At 63.7% G+C, this 22,260-nt stretch carries 21 protein-coding genes; 4 read left to right on the top strand and 17 right to left on the bottom strand.

What is annotated here, in order from left to right; translation table 11 throughout:
* The first annotated feature begins 9 nt into the window (after positions 1–9).
* On the top strand, positions 10–801 hold the full coding sequence (locus ACQY39_RS12215; RefSeq protein WP_428506566.1) for a UDP-2,3-diacylglucosamine diphosphatase: 792 nt from the start codon (positions 10–12) through the stop codon (positions 799–801).
* Positions 801–1,607 (top strand): zinc-dependent peptidase, encoded by an 807-nt coding sequence (locus ACQY39_RS12210; RefSeq protein ID WP_428506564.1) that lies wholly within the window; start codon positions 801–803, stop codon positions 1,605–1,607. The genes ACQY39_RS12215 and ACQY39_RS12210 overlap by 1 nt, the downstream gene beginning before the upstream one ends.
* A 70-nt stretch (positions 1,608–1,677) precedes the next feature.
* On the opposite strand, the gene clpA is transcribed toward ACQY39_RS12210, so the two are convergent.
* Both clpA and clpS read right to left on the bottom strand, forming a co-directional pair.
* Complete coding sequence (gene clpA, locus ACQY39_RS12205) at positions 1,678–4,005, bottom strand: ATP-dependent Clp protease ATP-binding subunit ClpA (RefSeq protein WP_428506562.1); 2,328 nt, start codon at positions 4,003–4,005, stop codon at positions 1,678–1,680.
* Complete coding sequence (gene clpS / locus ACQY39_RS12200; RefSeq protein WP_171825978.1) at positions 4,002–4,358, bottom strand: ATP-dependent Clp protease adapter ClpS; 357 nt, start codon at positions 4,356–4,358, stop codon at positions 4,002–4,004. The genes clpA and clpS overlap by 4 nt, the downstream gene beginning before the upstream one ends.
* Before the next feature lie 223 nt (positions 4,359–4,581).
* On the opposite strand from clpS, the gene ACQY39_RS12195 reads away from it, so the two are divergent.
* Complete coding sequence (locus ACQY39_RS12195; protein WP_428506560.1) at positions 4,582–4,830, top strand: cold-shock protein; 249 nt, start codon at positions 4,582–4,584, stop codon at positions 4,828–4,830.
* 112 nt (positions 4,831–4,942) lie between these two features.
* Here the strand turns inward: ACQY39_RS12195 and icd are convergent, their stop codons facing one another.
* From icd to hemN, 4 genes are all read right to left on the bottom strand, one after another.
* Positions 4,943–6,196, bottom strand: coding sequence for an NADP-dependent isocitrate dehydrogenase (gene icd / locus ACQY39_RS12190; RefSeq protein WP_428506558.1), 1,254 nt, complete (start codon positions 6,194–6,196; stop codon positions 4,943–4,945).
* Between the two features lie 138 nt (positions 6,197–6,334).
* Entirely contained in the window at positions 6,335–8,572 is a 2,238-nt protein-coding gene (locus ACQY39_RS12185) for an NADP-dependent isocitrate dehydrogenase (protein ID WP_428506556.1), read from the bottom strand.
* Between the two features lie 138 nt (positions 8,573–8,710).
* Positions 8,711–9,409: a sulfite exporter TauE/SafE family protein gene (locus ACQY39_RS12180; protein ID WP_428506554.1), complete on the bottom strand. Its 699-nt coding sequence runs from the start codon at positions 9,407–9,409 to the stop codon at positions 8,711–8,713.
* 5 nt (positions 9,410–9,414) lie between these two features.
* Positions 9,415–10,857 carry an oxygen-independent coproporphyrinogen III oxidase gene (gene hemN / locus ACQY39_RS12175; protein WP_428506552.1) on the bottom strand — a complete coding sequence of 481 codons (1,443 nt, stop codon included), beginning with the start codon at positions 10,855–10,857 and terminating at the stop codon, positions 9,415–9,417.
* Between the two features lie 182 nt (positions 10,858–11,039).
* Between hemN and fnr the strand changes: the two genes are divergently transcribed.
* Positions 11,040–11,774 (top strand): fumarate/nitrate reduction transcriptional regulator Fnr, encoded by a 735-nt coding sequence (gene fnr, locus ACQY39_RS12170; RefSeq protein ID WP_428506550.1) that lies wholly within the window; start codon positions 11,040–11,042, stop codon positions 11,772–11,774.
* Positions 11,775–11,859: 85 nt separating this feature from the next.
* On the opposite strand, the gene ACQY39_RS12165 is transcribed toward fnr, so the two are convergent.
* The 11 genes from ACQY39_RS12165 to xseA all read right to left on the bottom strand — a co-directional run bounded on the left by ACQY39_RS12165 (position 11,860) and on the right by xseA (position 21,895).
* Positions 11,860–12,162 (bottom strand): hypothetical protein, encoded by a 303-nt coding sequence (locus ACQY39_RS12165; protein ID WP_428506548.1) that lies wholly within the window; start codon positions 12,160–12,162, stop codon positions 11,860–11,862.
* A gap of 1 nt (position 12,163) precedes the next feature.
* Positions 12,164–12,418: a hypothetical protein gene (locus tag ACQY39_RS12160; RefSeq protein ID WP_428506546.1), complete on the bottom strand. Its 255-nt coding sequence runs from the start codon at positions 12,416–12,418 to the stop codon at positions 12,164–12,166.
* Between the two features lie 37 nt (positions 12,419–12,455).
* Positions 12,456–13,970, bottom strand: a complete 1,515-nt coding sequence (gene ccoG / locus ACQY39_RS12155; RefSeq protein ID WP_428506544.1) for a cytochrome c oxidase accessory protein CcoG — start codon at positions 13,968–13,970, stop codon at positions 12,456–12,458.
* 2 nt (positions 13,971–13,972) lie between these two features.
* On the bottom strand, positions 13,973–14,887 hold the full coding sequence (gene ccoP, locus ACQY39_RS12150; protein ID WP_428506542.1) for a cytochrome-c oxidase, cbb3-type subunit III: 915 nt from the start codon (positions 14,885–14,887) through the stop codon (positions 13,973–13,975).
* Positions 14,884–15,039 (bottom strand): cbb3-type cytochrome oxidase subunit 3, encoded by a 156-nt coding sequence (locus ACQY39_RS12145; RefSeq protein ID WP_263519272.1) that lies wholly within the window; start codon positions 15,037–15,039, stop codon positions 14,884–14,886. Before ACQY39_RS12145 ends, ccoP begins: the two co-directional genes overlap by 4 nt.
* 21 nt (positions 15,040–15,060) lie before the next feature.
* Complete coding sequence (gene ccoO, locus ACQY39_RS12140) at positions 15,061–15,684, bottom strand: cytochrome-c oxidase, cbb3-type subunit II (RefSeq protein ID WP_263519271.1); 624 nt, start codon at positions 15,682–15,684, stop codon at positions 15,061–15,063.
* A 34-nt stretch (positions 15,685–15,718) separates the two neighbouring features.
* Entirely contained in the window at positions 15,719–17,164 is a 1,446-nt protein-coding gene (gene ccoN / locus ACQY39_RS12135; RefSeq protein ID WP_428506539.1) for a cytochrome-c oxidase, cbb3-type subunit I, read from the bottom strand.
* Positions 17,165–17,185: 21 nt separating this feature from the next.
* A complete protein-coding gene (gene ccoS / locus ACQY39_RS12130) occupies positions 17,186–17,386 on the bottom strand; it encodes a cbb3-type cytochrome oxidase assembly protein CcoS (RefSeq protein WP_428506537.1) in 201 nt (66 codons plus the stop codon).
* A gap of 2 nt (positions 17,387–17,388) precedes the next feature.
* Positions 17,389–19,707, bottom strand: coding sequence for a heavy metal translocating P-type ATPase (locus tag ACQY39_RS12125; RefSeq protein ID WP_428506535.1), 2,319 nt, complete (start codon positions 19,705–19,707; stop codon positions 17,389–17,391).
* Positions 19,708–19,868: 161 nt separating this feature from the next.
* A complete protein-coding gene (locus ACQY39_RS12120; protein WP_263519267.1) occupies positions 19,869–20,450 on the bottom strand; it encodes a superoxide dismutase in 582 nt (193 codons plus the stop codon).
* Positions 20,451–20,584: 134 nt separating this feature from the next.
* Positions 20,585–21,895 carry an exodeoxyribonuclease VII large subunit gene (xseA, locus tag ACQY39_RS12115; RefSeq protein ID WP_428506532.1) on the bottom strand — a complete coding sequence of 437 codons (1,311 nt, stop codon included), beginning with the start codon at positions 21,893–21,895 and terminating at the stop codon, positions 20,585–20,587.
* Between the last annotated feature and the right edge of the window lie 365 nt (positions 21,896–22,260).

Below are 22,260 nucleotides of genomic sequence, written 5' to 3'. Positions count from 1 at the left end.
ACGAGCACCATGGCAGGAGCAGCCGGTGACACCACCCCTGCCCTGCCCGAGTTTGCCGAGCTGAGCGTGCCCGCCGAGTGGCGCCGGCTGGACTTTCTGTCCGACCTGCACCTTTCGCCGGATACGCCGGCCACACTGGCCGCCCTGGCCGCGCATCTGCAAGAAACTAGCGCCGAGGCGGTGTTTCTGCTCGGCGATATCTTTGAAGTCTGGATCGGTGACGACGCCCGGCACCAGGACTTCGAAGCCTCTTGCGTGGAACTGCTGCACGCCGCCAGCCAGCGCCACACCCTTTACTTCATGGCCGGCAACCGCGATTTTCTCGTCGGCCCGGACATGCTGGCCGCTTGCGGCATGCAAGGCCTGGCCGACCCCACCGTGCTCAACGCATTCGGGCAACGCTGGCTGCTCAGCCACGGAGACGCCTTGTGCCTGGACGACAAGCCCTATCAGGCTTTCCGGGCCCAGGTGCGCAGCTCTGCATGGCAGGCGGCCTTCCTGGCCCGCCCTCTCGAGCAGCGCCGCGCCCTGGCCCGCCAGATGCGCGATGCAAGCAAAGCAGGCCAGGCCGGACAGACCGAATACGTCGACCTCGACCCCGCCGCCTGCCAGAACTGGCTTAAAGCCTCGGGCTGCAGCGACCTGATCCACGGCCACACCCACCGGCCGGCGCGTCATGAATTGGCACCAGGACTGCGCCGCCATGTGCTGTCGGACTGGGACTTTGAAGACGCACAACAGCCCCGAGGCGATGTGCTGCGCCTGCGCCACGCCGGCCTGCGCCGCATTGAACTGGCTTGATGCTGAACTGGCTGCGCCGCCTGCAGGGGCTCCGTGAGGCCTGGACGCGGCGTCGCGATCGGCTCACGGTTCAACGCCTGGCCATCCCAGAGCCCCTTTGGCAGCTGACGCTGCTGCGCTACCCCTTCCTGGCCGAGCGCTCTGAAGAAGACCTGATCGAGCTGCGTCGTCTGTGCTCGCTCTTTCTCGACCGCAAGGAGTTTCACGGCGCGGCTGGTTTTGAAGTGCGCGATGAAGTCGCTCTGGCCGTCGCGGCGCAAGCCTGCCTACCGGTGCTGCGCCTAGGGCTGGATTGGTACGACGGCTTTGTCGGCATCGTCATGCACGAGGACGAAGTGCTGGCTCGGCGCGAGGTGATGGACGAAGACGGCGTGGTCCATGCCTTTGACGAAGAACTGGCCGGCGAGGCCATGGAAGGCGGGCCCTTGATGCTGAGCTGGCAGGCCATGTCGCCGCTGGCCGACCCCGCCATGGACCACGGGGACAGCATCTTCAACGTGGTCATCCATGAGTTCGCCCACGTGATCGACATGCGAGATGGCTGGGCCGACGGCGTGCCGCCCCTGGCCAGCCTCGCCGCACGCGAGCAGTGGCTGGACGTGATCGAGGCCGAATGGCAGGCCTTCTGCCAACGCGTGGATGCCGGTGAAGCGACGTTGATCGATCCCTATGGCGCCGAGAGTCTGGAGGAGTTTTTCGCCGTGGCGGTGGAGGCATTTTTCGTCGCCCCGAAAGCCCTGCGCGCCGAACAAGCGCCGCTCTACCGCCTCCTGGCCGGCTTCTTCCACCAGGATCCGGCCGCCTGAAACAGCAAAGGAAAAAGAAAAGGCCCCGAGACGGTTCGTCCCAGGGCCTTAGCAGCACTGAAGAAAGCGATCAGCTGGCGGTCGCGGGCTCCGCCTTGGGCTTGTTGTCCTTGACCTTGCTGAGCGGCTGGATGTCCAGCTGCACCGCGCCGGCCTCATCCACATCGACGCCAAGGCGCCCACCGTCCACGAGGCGACCGAACAGCAGCTCATCGGCCAAGGCGCGGCGGATCGTGTCCTGGATCAGGCGCTGCATGGGGCGAGCACCCATAAGCGGGTCGAAGCCCTTCTTGGCCAGCTGCTTGCGCAGCGCATCGCTGAAGGTGACCTCGACCTTCTTCTCCTGCAACTGGCTTTCCAGCTGCAGCAGGAACTTGTCGACCACGCGCATGATGATTTCCTCATCGAGCGCACGGAAGGACACGATGGCATCCAGGCGGTTGCGGAACTCCGGCGTGAACAGGCGCTTGATGTCAGCCATTTCATCGCCCTGCTGGCGCGAATTCATGAAGCCAATGCTGCTCTTGTTCATCACCTCGGCGCCCGCATTGGTCGTCATGATGATGATGATGTTGCGGAAGTCAGCCTTGCGCCCGTTGTTGTCGGTCAGCGAGCCATGGTCCATGACCTGCAGCAGGACATTGAAGACATCCGGGTGCGCCTTCTCGATTTCGTCGAGCAGCAGCACCGCATGCGGCTTCTTCGTCACGGCTTCGGTCAGCAGACCGCCTTGGTCGAAACCGACATAGCCCGGAGGCGCGCCGATCAAGCGGCTGACCGCATGACGCTCCATGTACTCGGACATGTCGAAGCGGATCAGCTCAATACCCAGGATGTAGGCGAGCTGCTTGGCCACTTCGGTCTTGCCCACGCCGGTGGGGCCGCTGAACAGGAAGGAACCGATCGGCTTGTCCGGCTTGCCCAAGCCCGAGCGTGCCATCTTGATGGCGGCAGCCAAGGCATCGATGGCCGGCTCCTGGCCGAACACCACGCTGTTGAGATCTCGATCCAGGCTCTTGAGCTTGCTGCGGTCATCGCTGGACACGGACGCGGGCGGGATGCGCGCGATCTTGGCCACGATGTCCTCCACCTCGCTGCGCGTGATGGTCTTCTTCTGCTTGCTCTTGGGCAGAATGCGCTGGGCGGCACCGGCCTCATCGATCACATCGATGGCCTTGTCAGGCAGATGGCGGTCGTTGATGTACTTGGCCGACAGCTCGGCCGCCGCCTGCAGAGCACCCAGGGCGTACTTGACGTTGTGGTGCTCTTCGAAGCGCGACTTCAGGCCCTTGAGGATCTCGATGGTCTGCTCGACCGAAGGCTCAGCCACATCGACCTTCTGGAAGCGACGGCTCAGCGCCGCGTCTTTTTCGAAGATGCCACGGTACTCGCTGAAGGTGGTGGCGCCAATGCACTTCATCGCGCCGGAGCTGAGCGCCGGCTTGAGCAGATTGCTGGCGTCCAGCGTGCCGCCCGAGGCCGCACCGGCACCGATCAAGGTGTGGATTTCGTCAATGAAGAGCACGGCATGCGGCTGGTCCTTCAGCTGCTTGAGCACGGCCTTGAGGCGTTGTTCAAAGTCACCGCGGTACTTGGTGCCAGCCAGCAAGGCGCCCATGTCCAGCGAATACACCACGGCCTCAGCCAGCACCTCGGGCACATCGCCCTCGGTGATGCGCCAGGCCAGGCCCTCGGCGATGGCCGTCTTGCCCACGCCGGCTTCGCCCACCAGCAGCGGGTTGTTCTTGCGGCGGCGGCAGAGCACCTGCACCACACGCTCGACTTCATGCTCGCGCCCGATCAGCGGGTCGATCTTGCCGTCCTTGGCCAGCTGGTTCAGGTTCTGGGTGAACTGCTCCAGCGGTGAGCCCTTGCCCTGGCCCTCGCCTTCCTCGCGCTCGGCCTCGGCGCCGGCACTGCCTTCCTGGCCCTTGCCCGAGCCCGGCGCTTCCGGCGGATCTGACTTCTTGATGCCGTGGGCAATGAAATTGACCACGTCCAGGCGGGTCACGCCCTGCTGGTGCAGGTAGTAGACGGCGTGCGAATCCTTCTCGCCAAAGATCGCCACCAGCACATTGGCGCCGGTCACTTCCTTCTTGCCGCTGCCGGTGGACTGCACATGCATGATGGCGCGCTGGATGACGCGCTGGAAACCAAGCGTCGGCTGGGTGTCCACCTCGTCGGAGCCGCCCACCGTGGGCGTGTTCTCCTTGATGAACTGCGTCAGGCTCTTGCGCAGATCGTCCAGATTGGCCGAGCAGGCGCGCAGCACTTCGGCGGCGGAGGGGTTGTCCAACAGGGCCATCAGCAAGTGCTCGACGGTGATGAACTCATGGCGCTGCTGGCGTGCTTCGACAAACGCCATGTGCAGGCTAACTTCAAGCTCTTGCGCAATCATGCGGCCTCCATAATGCACTGCAAAGGATGGCCGGCGCGCCTTGCGGCTGCCAGCACCAATTCGACCTTGGTCGCTGCAACGTCCTTGCTGAAGACGCCGCAGACCCCACGCCCATCGTGGTGGATTTTGAGCATGATCTGGGTGGCCGTATCCAGGTCATGCCGGAAATATTCCTGCAAAACCATGACCACGAATTCCATGGGCGTGAAATCGTCGTTGAGCAGCAGCACCTGGTACAGGCGCGGCGGCTCGGTTTTCTGGGTCAGGCGCTCAACGGTGGTCGTGCCGTCAGCGTCCTCCCGCCCTGGAGGCAGGCCGGGAGGCATCGGCGGTTGACTGGGGAAATCTGGCATGGGCTGATTCTATCGAGTGCCACCGAGAGCCGCTGGCACACAGGAATTCATCTTGCGCCTGTGGCCGAGATTACAAGACTGGAATTGGCTGCACTCAGACAGCTTTTTTGCGGCGCTGCCGCCATCTCCGGGTCTGCCCCATGAGGGCAGGCCCTGAATTGACAGCCAGCCACCCGCCCCCAAAAATCCGCCGCGGTGCATCAGACACCGGGACGGAGGCGTTATGACGATAGGAACGGTGAAGTGGTTCAACGATGCCAAGGGTTTTGGCTTTATTGAACCGGAAGCGGGCGGCGAAGATGTGTTCGCCCATTTTTCGGCCATCCAGATGGAGGGTTTTCGAACCCTGCAACAAGGCGGCAAGGTGAGCTATGAGCTGGTGCAAGGCCCCAAGGGTCAGCTGGCGCAGAACATCACCCCGCTGGACAACGGCGCGGCACAGCCCGCCATGGAGTTCAGCGAAGCGGCCTGAGTGCGGTCGAAAACAGACCGGCCACGAACTTGGCCGGCCTTCAAGCAAAAAGGCCCGCATTTGCGGGCCTTTTTTTCTTGGCGCAGGCGGGCTGGGCAGCCCGCTGCCAGATTTACATCTGGTCGATCATGACCTGACCGAAGCCAGAGCATGACACTTGAACCGCACCGTCCATCAGGCGCGCGAAGTCATAGGTGACCTTCTTGCTGGCGATAGCGGCCTCCAGCGAACGAATGATCACGTCGGCGGCTTCAGTCCAGCCCATATGGCGCAACATCATCTCGGCCGAGAGGATCTCGCTGCCCGGATTGACATAGTCCTTGCCGGCATACTTGGGCGCCGTGCCGTGGGTGGCCTCGAAACAGGCCACCGAATCCGACATATTGGCGCCGGGCGCGATGCCGATGCCGCCCACCTGAGCAGCCAAGGCGTCAGAGATGTAGTCGCCGTTGAGGTTCAGCGTGGCCACCACTGAATACTCAGCGGGGCGCAGCAGGATCTGCTGCAAGAAGGCGTCGGCGATCGAATCCTTGATGGTGATGGGCTTGCCGCTCTTCGGGCTGGTGAAACGGCACCAGGGGCCGCCGTCGATCAGCTCGGCGCCGAACTCCTTCTGCGCCAGCGCATAAGCCCAATCTCGGAAGCCGCCTTCGGTGTACTTCATGATGTTGCCCTTGTGCACGATGGTGACACTGGGCTTGTCGTTGTCGATCGCGTACTGGATGGCCTTGCGCACCAGACGCTCGGTACCTTCGCGTGACACGGGCTTGATGCCGATGCCTGAGGTGTTCGGGAAACGGATCTTGGTGACGCCCATCTCATCCTGCAAGAACTTGATCAGCTTCTTGGCCTTGTCGCTCTCGGCCTCGTACTCGATGCCTGCATAGATGTCTTCGGAGTTCTCGCGAAAGATCACCATATTGGTCTTTTCCGGCTCCTTCAGCGGCGAAGGCACGCCCTTGAAGTACTGCACCGGGCGCAGACAGACGTAGAGATCGAGCTCTTGGCGCAGGGCCACATTGAGCGAGCGGATGCCGCCGCCCACAGGCGTGGTCAAAGGCCCCTTGATCGACACCACGTACTCGCGCAAGACTTCCAGGGTTTCAGCCGGCAGCCAAACGTCGGGGCCATAGACGCGAGTCGCCTTCTCGCCGGCAAAGACCTCCATCCAGTGGATCTTCCTCTTGCCGCCATAGGCCTTGGCCACCGCCGCGTCCACCACCTTCAGCATGACCGGCGTGATGTCCAGACCGGTGCCATCCCCCTCGATATACGGAACCACGGGCTCGTCCGGCACATTGAGCGACATGTCGGCGTTGACCGTGATTTTGGAACCCTGCTCAGGGATCTGGATGTGCTGGTACATGGGGGAATGTCTCCGAATTGGACGAGATGCCGTCGCGCTGAAAGCAGCCAAAAATTCTAGCGGCAATCGCGCGCCGGACCGGGATGAAAGACAAAGCCGGCGTCAAGGCGCCGGCTTTGTCAGTGGACCCTCGAAGGATCAGGCCGTGATGGCCGCAAGCGCCGCATTGAGGGTCGCGCTCGGGCGCATCACCTCGGCCAGCTTGGCCATATCAGGCATGTAGTAGCCACCGATATCCGCCGGCTTGCCCTGCACTGCCGCCAGCTCGGCCACGATGGTGCCTTCTTGTTCGGTCAGCGCCTTGGCCAGCGGAGCGAACTTGGCTGCCAATTCGGCATCCTCGGTCTGCGCAACCAAGGCCTGGGCCCAGTACAAGGCCAGGTAGAACTGGCTGCCGCGGTTGTCCAGCTGGCCCGTCTTGGGGCTGGGGTTCTTGTTGTTGTCCAGCAGCTGGCCCGTGGCGGCGTCCAGCGTCTTGGCCAGCAGCTTGGCCTTGGCGTTGCCGTTCTTCAGACCCAGGTCCTCCAGGCTCACGGCCAGGGCCAGGAACTCGCCGAGCGAATCCCAGCGCAGATGGTTTTCTTCCACCAGCTGCTGCACATGCTTGGGCGCCGAGCCGCCGGCACCGGTTTCATACATGCCGCCGCCTGCCATCAAAGGCACGATGGACAACATCTTGGCCGAGGTGCCCAGCTCCATGATGGGGAACAAATCGGTCAGGTAGTCACGCAGGATGTTGCCTGTGGCGCTGATGGTGTCGAGGCCGCGGATCACACGCTCCAGGGTGTAACGCATGGCGCGCACCTGGCTCATGATCTGGATGTCCAGGCCCGAGGTGTTGTGCTCGTGCAGGTACATCTTGACCTTGGTGATCAGTTGCGCCTCATGCGGACGGTACTGGTCCAGCCAGAACACCACCGGCATGCCTGAGTTGCGCGCGCGATTGACGGCCAGCTTGACCCAGTCACGGATGGCGGCGTCCTTGCACTGGCACATGCGCCAGATGTCGCCCTGCTCCACGTTCTGGCTCATCAGCACTTCGCCGGTATCCAGGTCGGTGATGTTGGCGACGCCGTCTTCGGCGATCTCAAAGGTCTTGTCGTGCGAGCCGTACTCCTCGGCTTGCTGGGCCATCAGGCCGACATTGGGCACGGTGCCCATGGTCTTGGGGTCGAAGGCGCCATGCCATTTGCAGAAGTTGATGATCTCCTGGTAGATGCGGGCGAAAGTCGACTCCGGCATCACGGCCTTGACGTCCTTCAGGCGGCCGTCGGCACCCCACATCTTGCCGCCATTGCGGATCATGGCCGGCATCGAGGCGTCGACGATGATGTCGTTCGGCGAGTGGAAGTTGGTGATGCCCTTGGCCGAATCCACCATGGCCAGCTCGGGGCGGTGCTCATGGCAGGCATGCAGATCACGTTTGATCTCCTCCTGCTTGCTTTGCGGCAAGGAGGCGATCTTGCTGTAGAGGTCCACCATGCCGTTGTTGACATTGATGCCCAGCTCATCGAACAGCTTGCCGTGCTTCTCGAACGCTTCGCGATAAAAGATGCGCACGCAGTGGCCGAAAACGATGGGGTGCGAGACCTTCATCATCGTTGCCTTGACGTGCAGCGAGAACATCACGCCGGTCTTGTGCGCGTCTTCGATCTCGCGCTCGTAGAAGGCCAGCAGTTCCTTCTTGCTCATGAACATGCTGTCGACCACTTCGCGGTCCAGCAGCGCCACCTTGGGCTTCAAGACGATGGTCTTGCCGCTCTTGGTGATCAGCTCCATCTTGACATTGCGGGCGCGGTCCAGGGTCATGGACTTCTCGCCATGATAGAAGTCGCCGTTGTGCATGTGCGAGACATGCGAACGCGAGGCCTGGCTCCAGTCGGCCATGCTATGCGGGTTCTTGCGGGCGTATTCCTTGACCGCCTTGGGCGCGCGACGGTCCGAGTTGCCCTCGCGCAGCACCGGGTTCACGGCACTGCCGGTGCACTTGCCGTAGCGAGCGCGGATGTCCTTCTCTTCGTCGGTCTTGGGGCTTTCCGGGTAGTCCGGAATCGCATAACCCTTGCCCTGCAGTTCCTTGATGGCGGCCTTCAGCTGCGCCACCGAGGCGCTGATATTGGGCAGCTTGATGATGTTGGCTTCGGGCTTCAGGGTCAACTTGCCCAGCGCGGCCAGATGGTCAGGCACACGCTGTGCCTCGCTCAGGAACTCCGGGAACTGGCCCAGAATGCGGCCCGCCACGGAGATGTCGCTGGTCTCGACGTTCACGCCTGCCGGCGCCGTGAAGGCGCGCACGATGGGCAAGAAGGACGCGGTCGCCAACAGCGGCGCCTCGTCGGTCAAGGTGTAGATGATGGTGGGGTGCGAAGCGGTCATATGCTATCCAGATCGGCCCAGCAATCAGGCCCAAGGGTTGGAACGATTAGGGCGCCGATTCTAAGTCAGCGGCGCCCGCTGCGGACTCAAGTCTTATATAAGTCTTGGCATTTCGGCGCTTGCTTCAGGCCAGCCGGTTCAGACCGGCACACTGCATGCCGCAGCAATCTGCGCCCAGAGCCCATGGCCCAGGGCCCAGCCCGACGCGGCCGCCAGACCGAAGCCGCCCAGACGCACCGAAAGCCGCAAGCCGTCCACACCGAATGGCGTGCGGCCCATCCGGCTCAACAGCCACGGCCCCACGGCCAGGCCCGCACCCGAGGTCAGCGCGAAACTGGCCATGACCGCCCCGCCCTGTGCCGGCCCAGAGGCCAGCGCCGCCAACAAGAGCGCCGATTGCAGCAGACCACATGGCCAGGCCACCCAGGCCAGGCCGGCCAAGCCTGCCCGCGCCGGCGCCGCCAAAGCCTGGCCACCGCGACGCAGGCCGGCGACAGGGATTTCGACCTGGCGCCCCACATCCTGCCCCACCCGCTCCAACCAGGCCGGCTGGCGGCCACGCCACAGCAGGGACAGGCCCAAGAGAAGAGCCGCCACATGGACCAGCACCCAGAGCGGCCGCAACAAGGCCGTGGCTTGCCCCATCTGGTCCAGCAACTGCATGCTGGCCGCGGCCACGGCACCCGCGATCACATAGCCCAGCAAACGGCCGAGTTGAAACGACAAGGGCGAACGGCCGCCGGCCGCAGCGCAGGTCGCGCCACACATGGCCAAGCAATGCGGCGTGCCCGCCAGGCCCATCAAAGCGGCAGATGCGGCCAGGCTGGCGTCAAGCATGGGGGTCAGATGATGCGGGAGAAGCGCTCACGGCTGCGGTCGGCTTGCAGGTATCGGTCAAACACCATAGCAACAGCGCGCACGAAATACCAGCCCATGGCGGTCACTTGAATGGCCCCGGGCTCCAGCGTCACCAGACCCTGCTCGGCCAGGCCGCGCATGCGTTCCAGCTCAGGCCGGAAGTAGCTCTCGAAATCGACGAGATGCGCCAGCTCGATCGACTCAAACTCCAGCCGCCCTTGGCACATCAGCGCCATGATCACCGCCCGGCGAACGATGTCGTCGCGCGTCAATGCCAGGCCGCGTTGAATCGGCAACTGCCCTTGGCGCAGTGAGTCGTAGTACTCGTCCAGGGTCTTGGCGTTTTGGCTGTAGCTGGCGCCGACCCGGCCGATGGCAGACACGCCGAGGGCAATCAAATCGCAATCAGGCTGGGTGCTGTAGCCCTGGAAATTGCGATGCAGCCGCCCCTGGCGCTTGGCCACAGCCAAGGAATCTGTGGCCAGTGCAAAGTGGTCCATGCCGATATAGCTGTAGCCATGCTGCTCGAAGCCGCTGATGGCCGCGGCCAGCATGGTCACCTTGTCGCCCGCCACCGGCAGCTCGGCCTCGTTGATGCGCCGCTGCGGCTTGAAACGCTGCGGCAGGTGGGCGTAGCCGTACAGGGCAATGCGGTCCGGCTTGAGCGCACCGACTTGGGCGATGGTGCGCGCAAAGGACTCGGGCGTCTGCAGCGGCAGGCCGTAGATCAGATCCACATTGGTGGATTCGAAACCCAGCGTGCGCGCAGCCGTCATCAGCGCCTCCACACTTTCGTAGCTCTGCTGACGATGCACCGCCTTCTGAACCTCGGGGTCAAAATCCTGCACACCAAAGCTCAGGCGGTTGAAGCCGAGCTGACGCAAATGAGCCAGACGCTCGTTCGTCACGGTGCGCGGATCGACCTCGATGGACACCTCGGCACCGGGCGCCAAACGGAATCGCTCCAACAAGTCCGCCATCAGCTGGCTCAGCTCGGCATCGCTGAGAAAGGTTGGTGAACCGCCGCCCAGGTGCAGCTGCGAGACCGCGGCGCCGCGACCGAGATGCTCCAGGGTCAGGTCCATTTCCGTGACCAGAGCCTGCAGATATTCGGTGGCACGGTCATGGTGCTTGGTGATCACCTTGTTGCAAGCGCAGTAATAACAGACCGATTCGCAGAACGGAATGTGGATGTACAGCGACAGCGGCGTGTTGCCTCCAATTTGGGAGCCGCCCGATCGCTGCGCCAGGGCCTGCTGGTATTGCTCCAGCGTGAAAGCCTCAACAAAGCGGTCGGCCGTCGGATACGAGGTGTAGCGCGGGCCGGAAACATCGAAGCGGCGCAGCAACTCCTCACTGATGCAGGCAGCGGCGGGGAGGCTTGTCTCGGGGGCCGGGCGCGCGCGGCCTTGAATGTTCTGTACCATGTCCAGCACTTTGCCAAGGCTTTGGCCGCGCGACTTGACAAGGATCAAGCTCCGCGCGCTTTGACGGAACAACAATGCCTCAAGTTTTGAGGTGCATCATGCTCATGTCCGTCAAGAATCTGGAAGTCCCACAAGCGCAAGCCGGCTCAAGCGAGCGGGCTGAACCCCTGAAGAAGCACACGATGAACGTCACCGTCCCGATCAAGATCGAGCCCCTGAAAGTCGCCTGCTCCAGCTGCAATTTGCGCGAGCTGTGCCTGCCGGTCGGCTTGTCCTCCGGTGACCTGGACCAGCTCGACCAATTGGTCGCGACTCGCCGCACCGTGGCGCGCGGCGACACCTTGTTCCGCAGCGGCGACGAGTTCCAGTCGCTTTACGCCGTGCGCACCGGTTTCTTCAAAACCTGCGTGTCCTCAGAAGACGGGCGCGACCAGGTCACCGGCTTCCAGATGGCCGGTGAGTTGTTGGGCCTGGACGGCATCAGCACCGACCGCCACAGCTGCGACGCCGTCGCGCTGGAAGACTCGCAAGTCTGCGTGATCCCCTTCGAACAGCTTGAAGAGCTGTCCCGTGAGTTCACCGACCTGCAGCGCCAGTTCCACAAGATCATGAGCCGCGAGATCGTGCGCGACCACGGCGTGATGCTGCTGTTGGGCAGCATGCGTGCGGAAGAGCGCCTGGCTGCCTTCCTGCTCAACCTGACCCAACGCCTGCAGGCGCGCGGATTCTCCGCCGCCGCCCTGGTGCTGCGCATGACGCGCGAGGAAATTGGCAGCTATCTCGGCCTGAAGCTGGAAACCGTCAGCCGCACTTTCTCCAAATTCCAGGAAGAAGGCCTGCTCGAAGTGAAGCAGCGCCATCTGCGCATCCTCGACCAAGCAGGCCTACAAAAGCTGGTCAACAACAGCACCTGCTGAGACGAACTACCTCCAAGAAAAAGGCCTTCGGAATTCCGAAGGCCTTTTTTCATGCGCGCCATGGCGACTGGGTCTGGCGCGGCGCTCAGCGCGGCCAACCGCGTGGATGGGCGTCTTCGGGCAGATCCGGCAAGGTCGCCAACATCACACTGACGCTGGCCGATAGGCTGATCACCAGCCAGAAGATCATGAAGCTGACGGTGTAGACCGCCTGGCGCGACCAGTCCAGCCGCTCAGCGCCGAACCAAGTCAGATCACTGGGATCGATGACGGCAAACACCAGCACCTCCATCACCCCGGCCATGAAAAACGATGGCCAGGCCACGGCCATGGCCCAGCGGCTGCTGAGCTTGGGGACGGCCGACGCGGAGCGATCAGCGCTGTCCATTTCACTGCCCGCCGGTGGCAGCGTGGTTGCGTGCTTCACGGGCCGGCAGCAAGGCCTTGGCGCCGCTGGCTTTGTTGGCCACCACCTTCTCTTCCAGCACCGGGTCGGGATGGCTGATGGCCAGGCTCAGGGTCACAAAGCTGGCGACGATCACCAGCGCGGGCCCGCCAACGACCAGCCACATCATGGGGGTACGCCACCAGCCGGCCGGCTTGTCCAGCGGGGCTTGGGCATCGAGATTCAGGTTCTGGCTCATGGGTATGTCTCCTGACTGTGCGTGTGCGAGCCGGCGCTCAGCGCGGCACGATAAAGGTTGATTTCTCGTGCACCACGGTGGCGCCGGATTGGCCGCCATCCTGGCTGCGCAACTGGAACTCGATGCCATGCGAGCCCTTGTGGTCTTGGGCCGCACGTGCCGCCGTCTCGGGCGGCACGCGCACCGACAGGGTCAGCCAGCGCGCCTCGGCCGGTGCGACGCTCAACTCGACCGCCTTCTCGAGCTGGATACCCTCCAGGCCGCTGACGGTGACACGGTAGCGATGGGTCTGCTCGGTCGCGTTCATGACCTGCAGACGGTAGAGGTTCTCGACATAACCGTCTTCCACCACGCGTGCTAGCACACCGCGGTCACGCACCACATCGAGCTTGACGGGGCTGCGCAAGAACAGCAGGCTGGCCAGCAAGGCCGTGCACAGCACGAACAAGACCACGGTGTAGATGATCACGCGCGGGCGGAACATGCGGCGCAGCTTTTGCGCCGGGCTCAGGTGCTGCTGGAGACCGTTTTGCGTGTCGTAACGGATCAGGCCACGCGGGTAGTTCATCTTGTCCATGACGCCGTCGCAAACGTCGATGCAGGCGGCACAGCCGATGCACTCGTACTGCAAGCCCTGGCGGATGTCGATGCCCGTCGGACAGACCTGCACGCACAGGGTGCAATCGATGCAGGAACCCAAGCCGGCAGCCTTGACCTCATCCACGCTGGCTTTCTTGCTGCGCGAACCGCGCGGCTCGCCGCGCTCGGCGTCGTAGCTGATGATCAGCGTGTCCTTGTCGAACATGGCGCTCTGGAAGCGCGCATAGGGACACATGTACTTGCAGACCTGCTCGCGCATGAAGCCGGCGAAGCCGTAGGTGGCAAATGCGTAGAACAGCACCCAGAACCACTCCCAGGGACCGAAGCTGAGCGTGAAAGCCTCGGCCCAGAGCGATTTGATGGGCGTGAAATAGCCGACGAAAGTGAAGCCGGTCCACAAAGCGACGGTGATCCACACCGCCTGCTTGCCGCCCTTGCGCCAGAGCTTGTTCAAGCCCCAGGGCGAAGCGTCGAGCTTCATGCGCGCCTGACGGTCACCCTCGAACTGGCGTTCGATCCAGAGAAAGATCTCGGTGTAGACCGTCTGCGGGCAGGCATAGCCGCACCACAAGCGCCCAGCCACGGCCGTGAACAGGAACAAGGCATAGGCCGAGATCAAGAGCAGGCCGGTCAAGTAGATGAAATCCTGCGGGTACAGGACCAAGCCAAAAATGTAAAAGCGCCGGCTGGCGAGCTCGAAGAGCACGGCCTGCCGGTCGTTCCAGAGCAGCCAGGGCAGACCATAGAACAAGATCTGCGTGAACCAGACCAAGCCCCAACGCCAGCTGGCGAAGAGGCCGGACACGGCGCGTGGGTAGATCTTCTTCTGCGCTGCGTAGAGCGAGATGATTTCAACCACCGCATCCTCGCCCGCCGCCTGGGCGGCCGACGCGGAGGGAGAAATGGCCGGTCCGACACGCGGCGCCGGCGGGACTGCCCGGGCTTCAGTCATGGTCAGGGGGCGGCGACTGCCGTCTTGCTGGACAGGCTCCAGACATAGGCGCCCAGAACCTGGATCTGCTCAGGGCTCAGACGTGTGGATTGGGCCGGCATCATATTGTTCTTGCCATTGTTGATCATGGCCATCACCGCATCCTCACCCCAGCCGTGCAACCAGATCTTGTCGGTCAGATTGGGCGCGCCCAGAGCCTGGTTGCCCTTGCCGTCGGCACCGTGACAGGCGGCACAGGCCATGAACTTCTCCTTGCCCTTCTGCGCGGCGATCGAGTTATGGGCGCTGCCCGACAGGCTCAGCACATAGTTGGCCAGATTGCGCACATCTTCGGCAGTACCGACGGCGGCAGCCATGGGCGGCATGACGCCGTTGCGGCCATTGGTGATGGTCTGCACGATGACTTCATGTGAACCGCCGTAGAGCCAGTCGCTGTCGGTCAGGTTGGGGAAGCCCTTGCTGCCCTTGGCGTCCGAGCCGTGGCAACTGGCGCAGTTGTTGGCGAACAGACGCTCACCGATGGCCATGGCCTCACTGTTCTGAGCCAGCTGCTCAACCGGCTTGCCGGTGAACTTGGCGTAGAGCGCGCTCATGGCCTTGTGTGCGTCATCCTGCTCCTTCTGGTACTGCCCGGCGCTGGACCAACCCAGCGAACCCTTCATGCTGCCAAGACCCGGGTAGGCGGCCAGGTAGATACCGGCGAACACCACGGTCAGCACGAACAGGATGGCCCACCAGCGCGGCAGCGGGTTGTTCATCTCGCGCAGGTCTTCGTCCCAGACATGGCCGGTGCTGTTGTCGCTGGCCATGACACGGTGGCGAGCGGCGATCAGCAGCAAAATGATGCAGAACACTAGGCCAGCGATCGTCGTGCCGGCCACGAACATGGACCAACCATCAGAGAAAAAATCACTCATTGAGGCCTCCCATCGGCTTCGTCTTGCAAGGCCATGCCGGCCAGATCATCAAAGTGCGCCTTGTTGCGGCTGGAATAGGCCCAGACCACGATCACCAGGAACACCAGCAGTGACAGCAGGGTCACCGCCGTTCTCAAGCTATTGATATCCATTGCGGATCTCCTTCTTGCCTATTACTTCAGCGAAGTGCCGAGCACTTGCAGATAAGCAATCACAGCTTCCATTTCGGTCTTGCCCTTGACCTCGTCGGCCGCAGCGCTGATTTCAGCGTCGGTGTAGGGCACGCCCACGGTGCGCAGGGCCTTCATCTTGGGCGCCATATCGGCCGGGTTCAGAGCAGCCGTGGCCAACCAGGGGTAGGCGGGCATATTGGACTCGGGCACCAGATCACGCGGATTGATCAGGTGAATGCGGTGCCATTCGTCGCTGTACTTGCCGCCGACGCGATGCAGATCAGGACCAGTGCGCTTGCTACCCCACTGGAAGGGGTGGTCGTAGACGAATTCACCGGCGGTCGAGTAGTGGCCGTAGCGCAGCGTCTCCGAACGGAAGGGGCGGATCATCTGCGAGTGGCAGTTGTAGCAACCCTCGCGGATGTAGACGTCCCGGCCGGCCAGCTGCAGCGGTGTGTAGGGCTTGAGGCCCGGGGTAGCTTCGGTGGTCGAGCGCTGGAAGAACAGCGGCACGATTTCCACCGCGCCACCGGCGATCACCGTCAGCAGCACCAGCACGATCATCAAGAAATTGCTGGTCTCGATGCGTTGGTGGCCACTGGACTTGTGTTCTGTGGATGCCATTTTGTATTTCTCCTAGGTTCTCGCGTTCAGCGCTTCAGGCGGCCACCAAGGTGGGGATCGGTGCCTTGACGGCACGGCCCACTTGCACCGTCTTCACCACGTTCCAGGCCATCACCAACATGCCGCCCAGGTAGAGCAAGCCACCCAGCAAACGGATCACATAGAAGGGATAGGTGGCCTTGACGCTTTCGACAAAGGTGTAGACCAGGCTGCCGTCCGGGTTGACTGCACGCCACATCAGGCCTTGCATCACACCGGCAATCCACATCGCGGCGATGTAGAGCACGATGCCCAGGGTGGCGATCCAGAAGTGCAGCTCAATGGCCTTCTTCGAGTACATCTCGGTGCGGCCGAACATGCGCGGGATCAGGTGGTAGAGCGAACCCATGGAGATCAGGCCCACCCAGCCCAAGGCGCCGGAGTGCACGTGGCCCACAGTCCAGTCGGTGTAGTGGCTCAGGGCATTCACCGTCTTGATGGACATCATCGGACCTTCGAAGGTCGACATGCCGTAGAAGGACAGGGACACGATCAGGAACTTCAGGATCGGGTCGTCACGCAGCTTGTGCCAGGCACCGCTCAGGGTCATGATGCCGTTGATCATGCCGCCCCAGCTGGGAGCCAGCAGCACCAGAGAGAACACCATGCCCACCGATTGCGCCCAGTCCGGCAGCGCGGTGTAGTGCAGATGATGCGGGCCCGCCCACATATAGGTGAAGATCAGCGCCCAGAAGTGGACGATGGACAGGCGGTAGCTGTAGACCGGGCGGCCGGCTTGCTTGGGGATGTAGTAGTACATCATGCCCAGGAAACCTGCAGTCAGGAAGAAGCCCACGGCATTGTGGCCGTACCACCATTGCACCATGGCGTCCTGCACGCCGGCATAGGCCGAGTAGCTCTTGAACAGCGAGACCGGGATGGCGGCACTGTTGACCAGATGCAGCAGGGCCACGGCGATGATGAAGGCGCCGAAGAACCAGTTGGCCACATAGATGTGCTTGACCTTGCGGGTACCGACGGTGCCGAAGAACACCACCGCATACGAGACCCAAACCAGGGTGATCAAGATGTCGATCGGCCACTCCAGCTCGGCATACTCCTTGCCGCTGGTGAGACCCAGGGGCAATGTGATCGCAGCCGAGAGGATGACCAGCTGCCAACCCCAGAAGGTGAACCAGGCCAGACCGGGCGCGAACAGGCGCGTCTGACCGGTGCGCTGAACCACGTGGTAAGCGGTGGCGAACAGCGTGCACCCGCCGAAGGCGAAGATCACCGCATTGGTGTGCAGCGGTCGCAGGCGGCCATAGCTCAGCCATGGAATGCCCAGATTGAGTTCCGGCCAAGTCAGCTGGGCAGCAATGATCACCCCCACCAACATGCCCACAACACCCCATAGGACGGCGGCGAGTGCAAAGGCACGCACCACACCATCCTCATATACGCCTCCGGAAGCGATGTCCGGCGCAGCAGTCTTTGCCATTGTTTTGGCTCCTTGCAGCTTTTAGTTTGACGAGGGCGATTCTTTGCCAGCGCCCGGCGACGGAGATTGACCTTCATCAACCCCCGCAACTTCTTCAAGAATACGAACGCCTTCGCGCTCCAGATCATCGAGCTGGCCGTTGTTAATTGCCCACCCGAACACACCGACGATCACCAGCACCAGCAGCACCGACACCGGGATCAAGAGATACAGAACTTCCATGCTCAGCGTCCGCTCAGATTGCGCGCCAGACGCTGCGCGTTCAAGACCACCCAGACCGAGCTGCCGGCCATACCCAGGCCCGCGGCCCAAGGTGGCAGATAGCCGGCCAAGGCCAGAGGAATGCAGGCCGCGTTGTAGGCAGCGGCCCAGGCCAGGTTCTGCCGGATGATGCGGCGCGTGCGCAAGGCCAGGCGCCGCAGCAGCACCAGGTCCATCAAGCGGCCCGACAGCAGCAAGGCATCGGCGCTGGCACGTGCCAACATGGCACCCTGCCCCATCACCACACTGGCATCGGCCCGCGCCAGCACGGGCGCATCGTTGATGCCGTCCCCCACCATCAGCACGCAATGCCCAGCCTCCTGCAGAACTTGCACTTCAGCGAGCTTGCGCTCGGGGCTGGCGCCGCCGACGGCGCGCTGCAGGCCGGCCTGGCGAGCCAGCGCCTCGGCGCGCTCGGGCGCGTCGCCGGACAGCAGGCAGGTGCTCAAGCCCAGGGCATGGAGCTGCTGCACCGCCTCGCAGGCATCGGCACGCAAGACTTCCCCGAACTGCATCAGCAAGACCTGACCCTCGGGCTGGCCAAAAGCCAGCTGAGCCTCGGCACGCAAGCGCTCGGGCAAGGCCGCGAGCGCCTCCGCGGAAGCCACCCAGGCCGGCGCGCCCAGGCGCCAGACGCGACCTTGGGCGTCCAGCGCCTGCAAGCCACGACCGGGTGATTCCTGCACCTGCTGCCAGGCTGGCTCGCTCCCCGGAATTTCATCCGCTGCGGCCGCCTGTCCGGCCCCACTTTGCACCAAGGCGCGCGAAAAGGGATGCTGCGACTGCCGCGCCAGACTGCGCGCCGCCGCCAGCAAGGCGGCCTCGGCCGCCGGTTCGCTGGCCGCCTGCGCCAGCAAGGCCATGCGGTCCTCGGTCAGCGTGCCGGTCTTGTCCAGCACCACCGTGTCGACCTTGCACAAGGTTTCCAGCAGATCCATGTTCACCAGCAGCAGGCCACGCCGGGCCAGGGCCCCGGTGGCCGCCAGACGCGCAGCCGGCGCGGCCAAGGACAAGGCACAGGGGCAGGTGACGATCAGCACCGAGACAGCCACCCAGACCGCACGGCCGGGCTCGATGACACTCCAAGCCATGGCCGCGGCGCCCGCGAGCAGAAGCACCGCCCACAGGAAATAGCCCGCAACCCGGTCGGCCAACTCGATGGAAGCGGGGCGCTGACTCATGGCCTCACGCATCAGGCGTTGAATCGCCTCATGCCGCGTGTCCGCGCCCACCCGGCTGATGCGCACCAGCAAAGGTGCCTGCAGATTCAGACTGGCAGCGACCACCTCATCACCCGCGGCCTTCGCCACGGGCAGGGACTCGCCACTCAGCAAGGCCTCGTTGGCAGCGCTGCTGCCGCTCTCAACCCGACCGTCCGCCGGAAAGGACTGGCCGGCAAAGACCCGCACCAAGTCACCGACGCGCAGACGCATGGGTGCGACGCGGCTGACCGAACCATCGGCCTCGATGCGCTCAACGGCATCGGGCAAGGCCGAGTTGGCCGCCTCCAGGCTCGCGGCCGCCCGGTGCCGCGCCCGCAGCTCCAGCCAGCGCCCGGCCAGCAAGAAGCTGACGAACATGGTCAGCGAGTCGAAGTAAACCTCATGGCCAAACACGCCGCCGGGCTCGAACACGGCTCCGCTGCTGGCCACAAAGGTGACGGCCAAACCCAGCGCCACCGGCACGTCCATACCCAAGCGGCGGGCGCGCAGCTGAAGCCAAGCGCCGCGAAAGAATGGCCCGGCCGAGAACAGCAGCACCGGCAGACTGAGCACCCAGCTGGCCCACTGAAGAAGACGGGCCAGATCGGGGCTCAGATCGCCGGGCTCGGCGAAATAGGCCGGCGCGGCCATCATCATGACCTGCATCATCAGAAAAGCCGCCACAAACAAGCGCCAGACCGCCTGACGCTGCTCGCGCTCACGCAAGGCTCGGGCTGGGGCGGCCACATCGGGGGCAGCGCCATAGCCGCTGCGCTCGATGCTGGCCAGCAAGTCCGCCAAGCGCGTCTGCTCAGGGCGCCAACGCAGCGTCAGGCGGGCGCTCGCGGCATTGACCGTGGCACCGACAACACCAGGCTGAACTTGCAAAGCACGCTCGATGATGCCGGCGCAGGCGGCACAGTGCAGGCCGGACAGCTGGAACTGCGATTCAGCCAGAGCCGGCGTGGCCTCGGCTGGCACCGCGGGCAACCAACGCGTGAAGGGCGCCAGCAAATCAGGGTCATCCAGCGCCTGCACTGCGGCGCTGATCGTGGGGAGGGAGGCGATGGCGGGAGTCATAGGGCGGCGGAATGAACGTAATCTAGGTCACGCCCGCCCCCATCGTCATGACATTTATCAAGCCCATGTCGCTTGCGTGCCGCACAGACGCCACGAAAAAGCCGGCACAAGGCCGGCTTTCAAGGGGTGGCGGTCAAGCCGCCAGACTTCATCTCAGGAGCTCAAGCGAAATTGGCCTGAGCGAAGTCCCAGTTGACCAAGCTGTTCAGGAAGGTCTCGACGAACTTGGGGCGCAGATTGCGGTAGTCGATGTAGTAGGCGTGCTCCCACACGTCGATGGTCAACAGAGCGGTGTCAGCGGTGGTCAGCGGCGTGCCGGCAGCGCCGGTGTTGACGATGTCCAGCGAACCGTCGGCCTTCTTCACCAGCCAGGTCCAGCCGGAACCGAAGTTGCCCACGGCGCTCTTGGTGAAGGCTTCCTTGAAGGCATCCAGGCTGCCCCACTTGGCGTTGATGGCCTCGGCCAGCGCGCCGGTCGGTGCGCCGCCGCCATTGGGCTTCATGCAGTTCCAGAAGAAGGTGTGGTTCCAGATCTGGGCGGCGTTGTTGTAGATCGGGCCGCTGGACTTCTTGACGATCTCTTCCAGGCTCAGGGCTTCGAACTCGGTGCCCTTTTGCAGATTGTTCAGGTTGACCACATAAGCGTTGTGGTGCTTGCCATGGTGGAACTCCAGCGTCTCGGCGCTGTAGTGAGGGGCCAGGGCGTCCTTGGCATAGGGCAGTGCGGGCAACAGATGTTCCATATCAACTCCTCAGGGCAGTATTGAGAAAAGAAAAAGGCGGGGGTGAAACGACTTTGCGGGCGATTGTAGGCAGGCTGGCTGCCTTTGACGGTGCGCTGGCGATAACCCTTCAAACCACGGGTTTCGCCACACCCTCACATGCCACTCGCGGCTGCCTTCGGTTTGAGCTCCAGAACCTGCATCTGCGCCTCTCCGTCGGCCAGCACGGCATGGACCTGTTGACCTGGCTGCAGTTGCTGCACGGAGATCAGCGCCCTGCCCTGGCCATCGTCCAGCCAGGCATAGCCGCGCGCCAGCACCTGCTGCGGGTCCAGCGCCAAGAGCCGGGCCTGCAAGGCATCCAGCCGCAGCTCTTGAGCTCGTAGCAGCTGCGGTGCAGCGCGGCGATGGCGCTGGGTCATGTGTTCCAGGCGCTGGGCTTCTGCCCCTTGCACCCGAGGCAAGGCCTGACCCCAGCGCTGGGCCAGCAGTGCCAGGCGGCGGCGCTGGCGCGTCAGCACCTCGGTCGGCCGGGCCAGGCGCAGGGCCGCGCGGTCCAGGCGCTGGGCCAATCCGTCCAAGCGCTGCTCCAGGCGCCGGCTCAGGGCGTCCGAGATGGCGGCCAGGCGTTCCAGATGCGCTTCACGTGAGGGCGCGGCCAGCTCGGCCGCTGCGGTCGGCGTCGGCGCCCGCAAATCAGCCGCCAGGTCGGCCAGGGTGACATCGGTCTCGTGGCCGACACCGCAGATCAGCGGCAAGGCACTCAAGGCCACGGCCTGGACCACCCGTTCGTCATTGAAGGCCCACAAGTCTTCCAGCGAGCCGCCGCCGCGCACCAACAACAAGGCGTCCACCTCGTGCCGCTCATTGGCCAGCTCCAGCGCCCGCACGATCTGCGGCGGCGCCTGCTCGCCCTGTACCAAGCAGGGGTAGATCACCACTTCCACATGAGGCGCGCGGCGGGCCAGCGCCGTCAGCACATCATGCAGGGCCGCACCCGCACGCGAGGTGACCACGCCCAAGCGGCGCGGAAAGGCCGGCAGCGGCCGCTTGCGGTCGGCATCGAAATAGCCCTGCGCCTCCAGCCGCGCTTTCAAGCGCAAGAACTGTTCGTAAAGGGCACCCGCGCCGGCCCGGCGCATGCTTTCGACGATGAACTGCAACTCGCCGCGCGGCTCGTACAGGGTGACCTTGCCGCGCAACTCGACCAGCATGCCCTCCGCCGGCGAGAAGTCCAGCAGGCCAGCAGCACGCCGAAACATGGCACAGCGCAGCAAGGCACCCGAACCGCCCGAGTCCTTGAGGCTGAAATAGCAATGGCCGCTGCCAGCACGAGTGAAGCCCGAAACCTCACCGCCCACAACACAGACGGAGAAGCGTGCCGCGAGGCTGTCGCTGACCGCGGTCAGCAAGGCCTGCACGCCCCAGACCACGCGCGGCGGCGGCGTCACAGACCGCTCAAACATCAGCGTCCACCCGCGAGAACTCCACAGCCACGGCCATCATGGGCCGGCCGGCTGAAGCGCGCGTCACGGTGCCGTCACAGGCACACAAAGGCTTGTTTTTCAAGTGTTTTTTCTGCTCAAAAAAGAGGCAATTTATCTAAGACCCTGATTTTTCGGGCCTTGGCGCCCTGAAAAATCAGCTTGCCCACAAAGTTATCCACAGATGAAGTGGATGGTTCCAAGATCCGGACTTCGCCCCAAAACGGTGTCCGCGGTCCGCCTCGCCGACTCGGGTAGAGACTCTCTCGAATGGCACGCGCTTCGGGCCATAATCGCCCGCAATCGCGAGCCACCCAATCGGGCCGGAGCACGCGGCAGGTTTTCCA

This window comes from Roseateles sp., assembly GCF_965262435.1.
In the GTDB taxonomy this organism is placed as follows: domain Bacteria; phylum Pseudomonadota; class Gammaproteobacteria; order Burkholderiales; family Burkholderiaceae_C; genus Paucibacter_A.
This window is presented reverse-complemented; position numbering and strand designations above follow the sequence as displayed.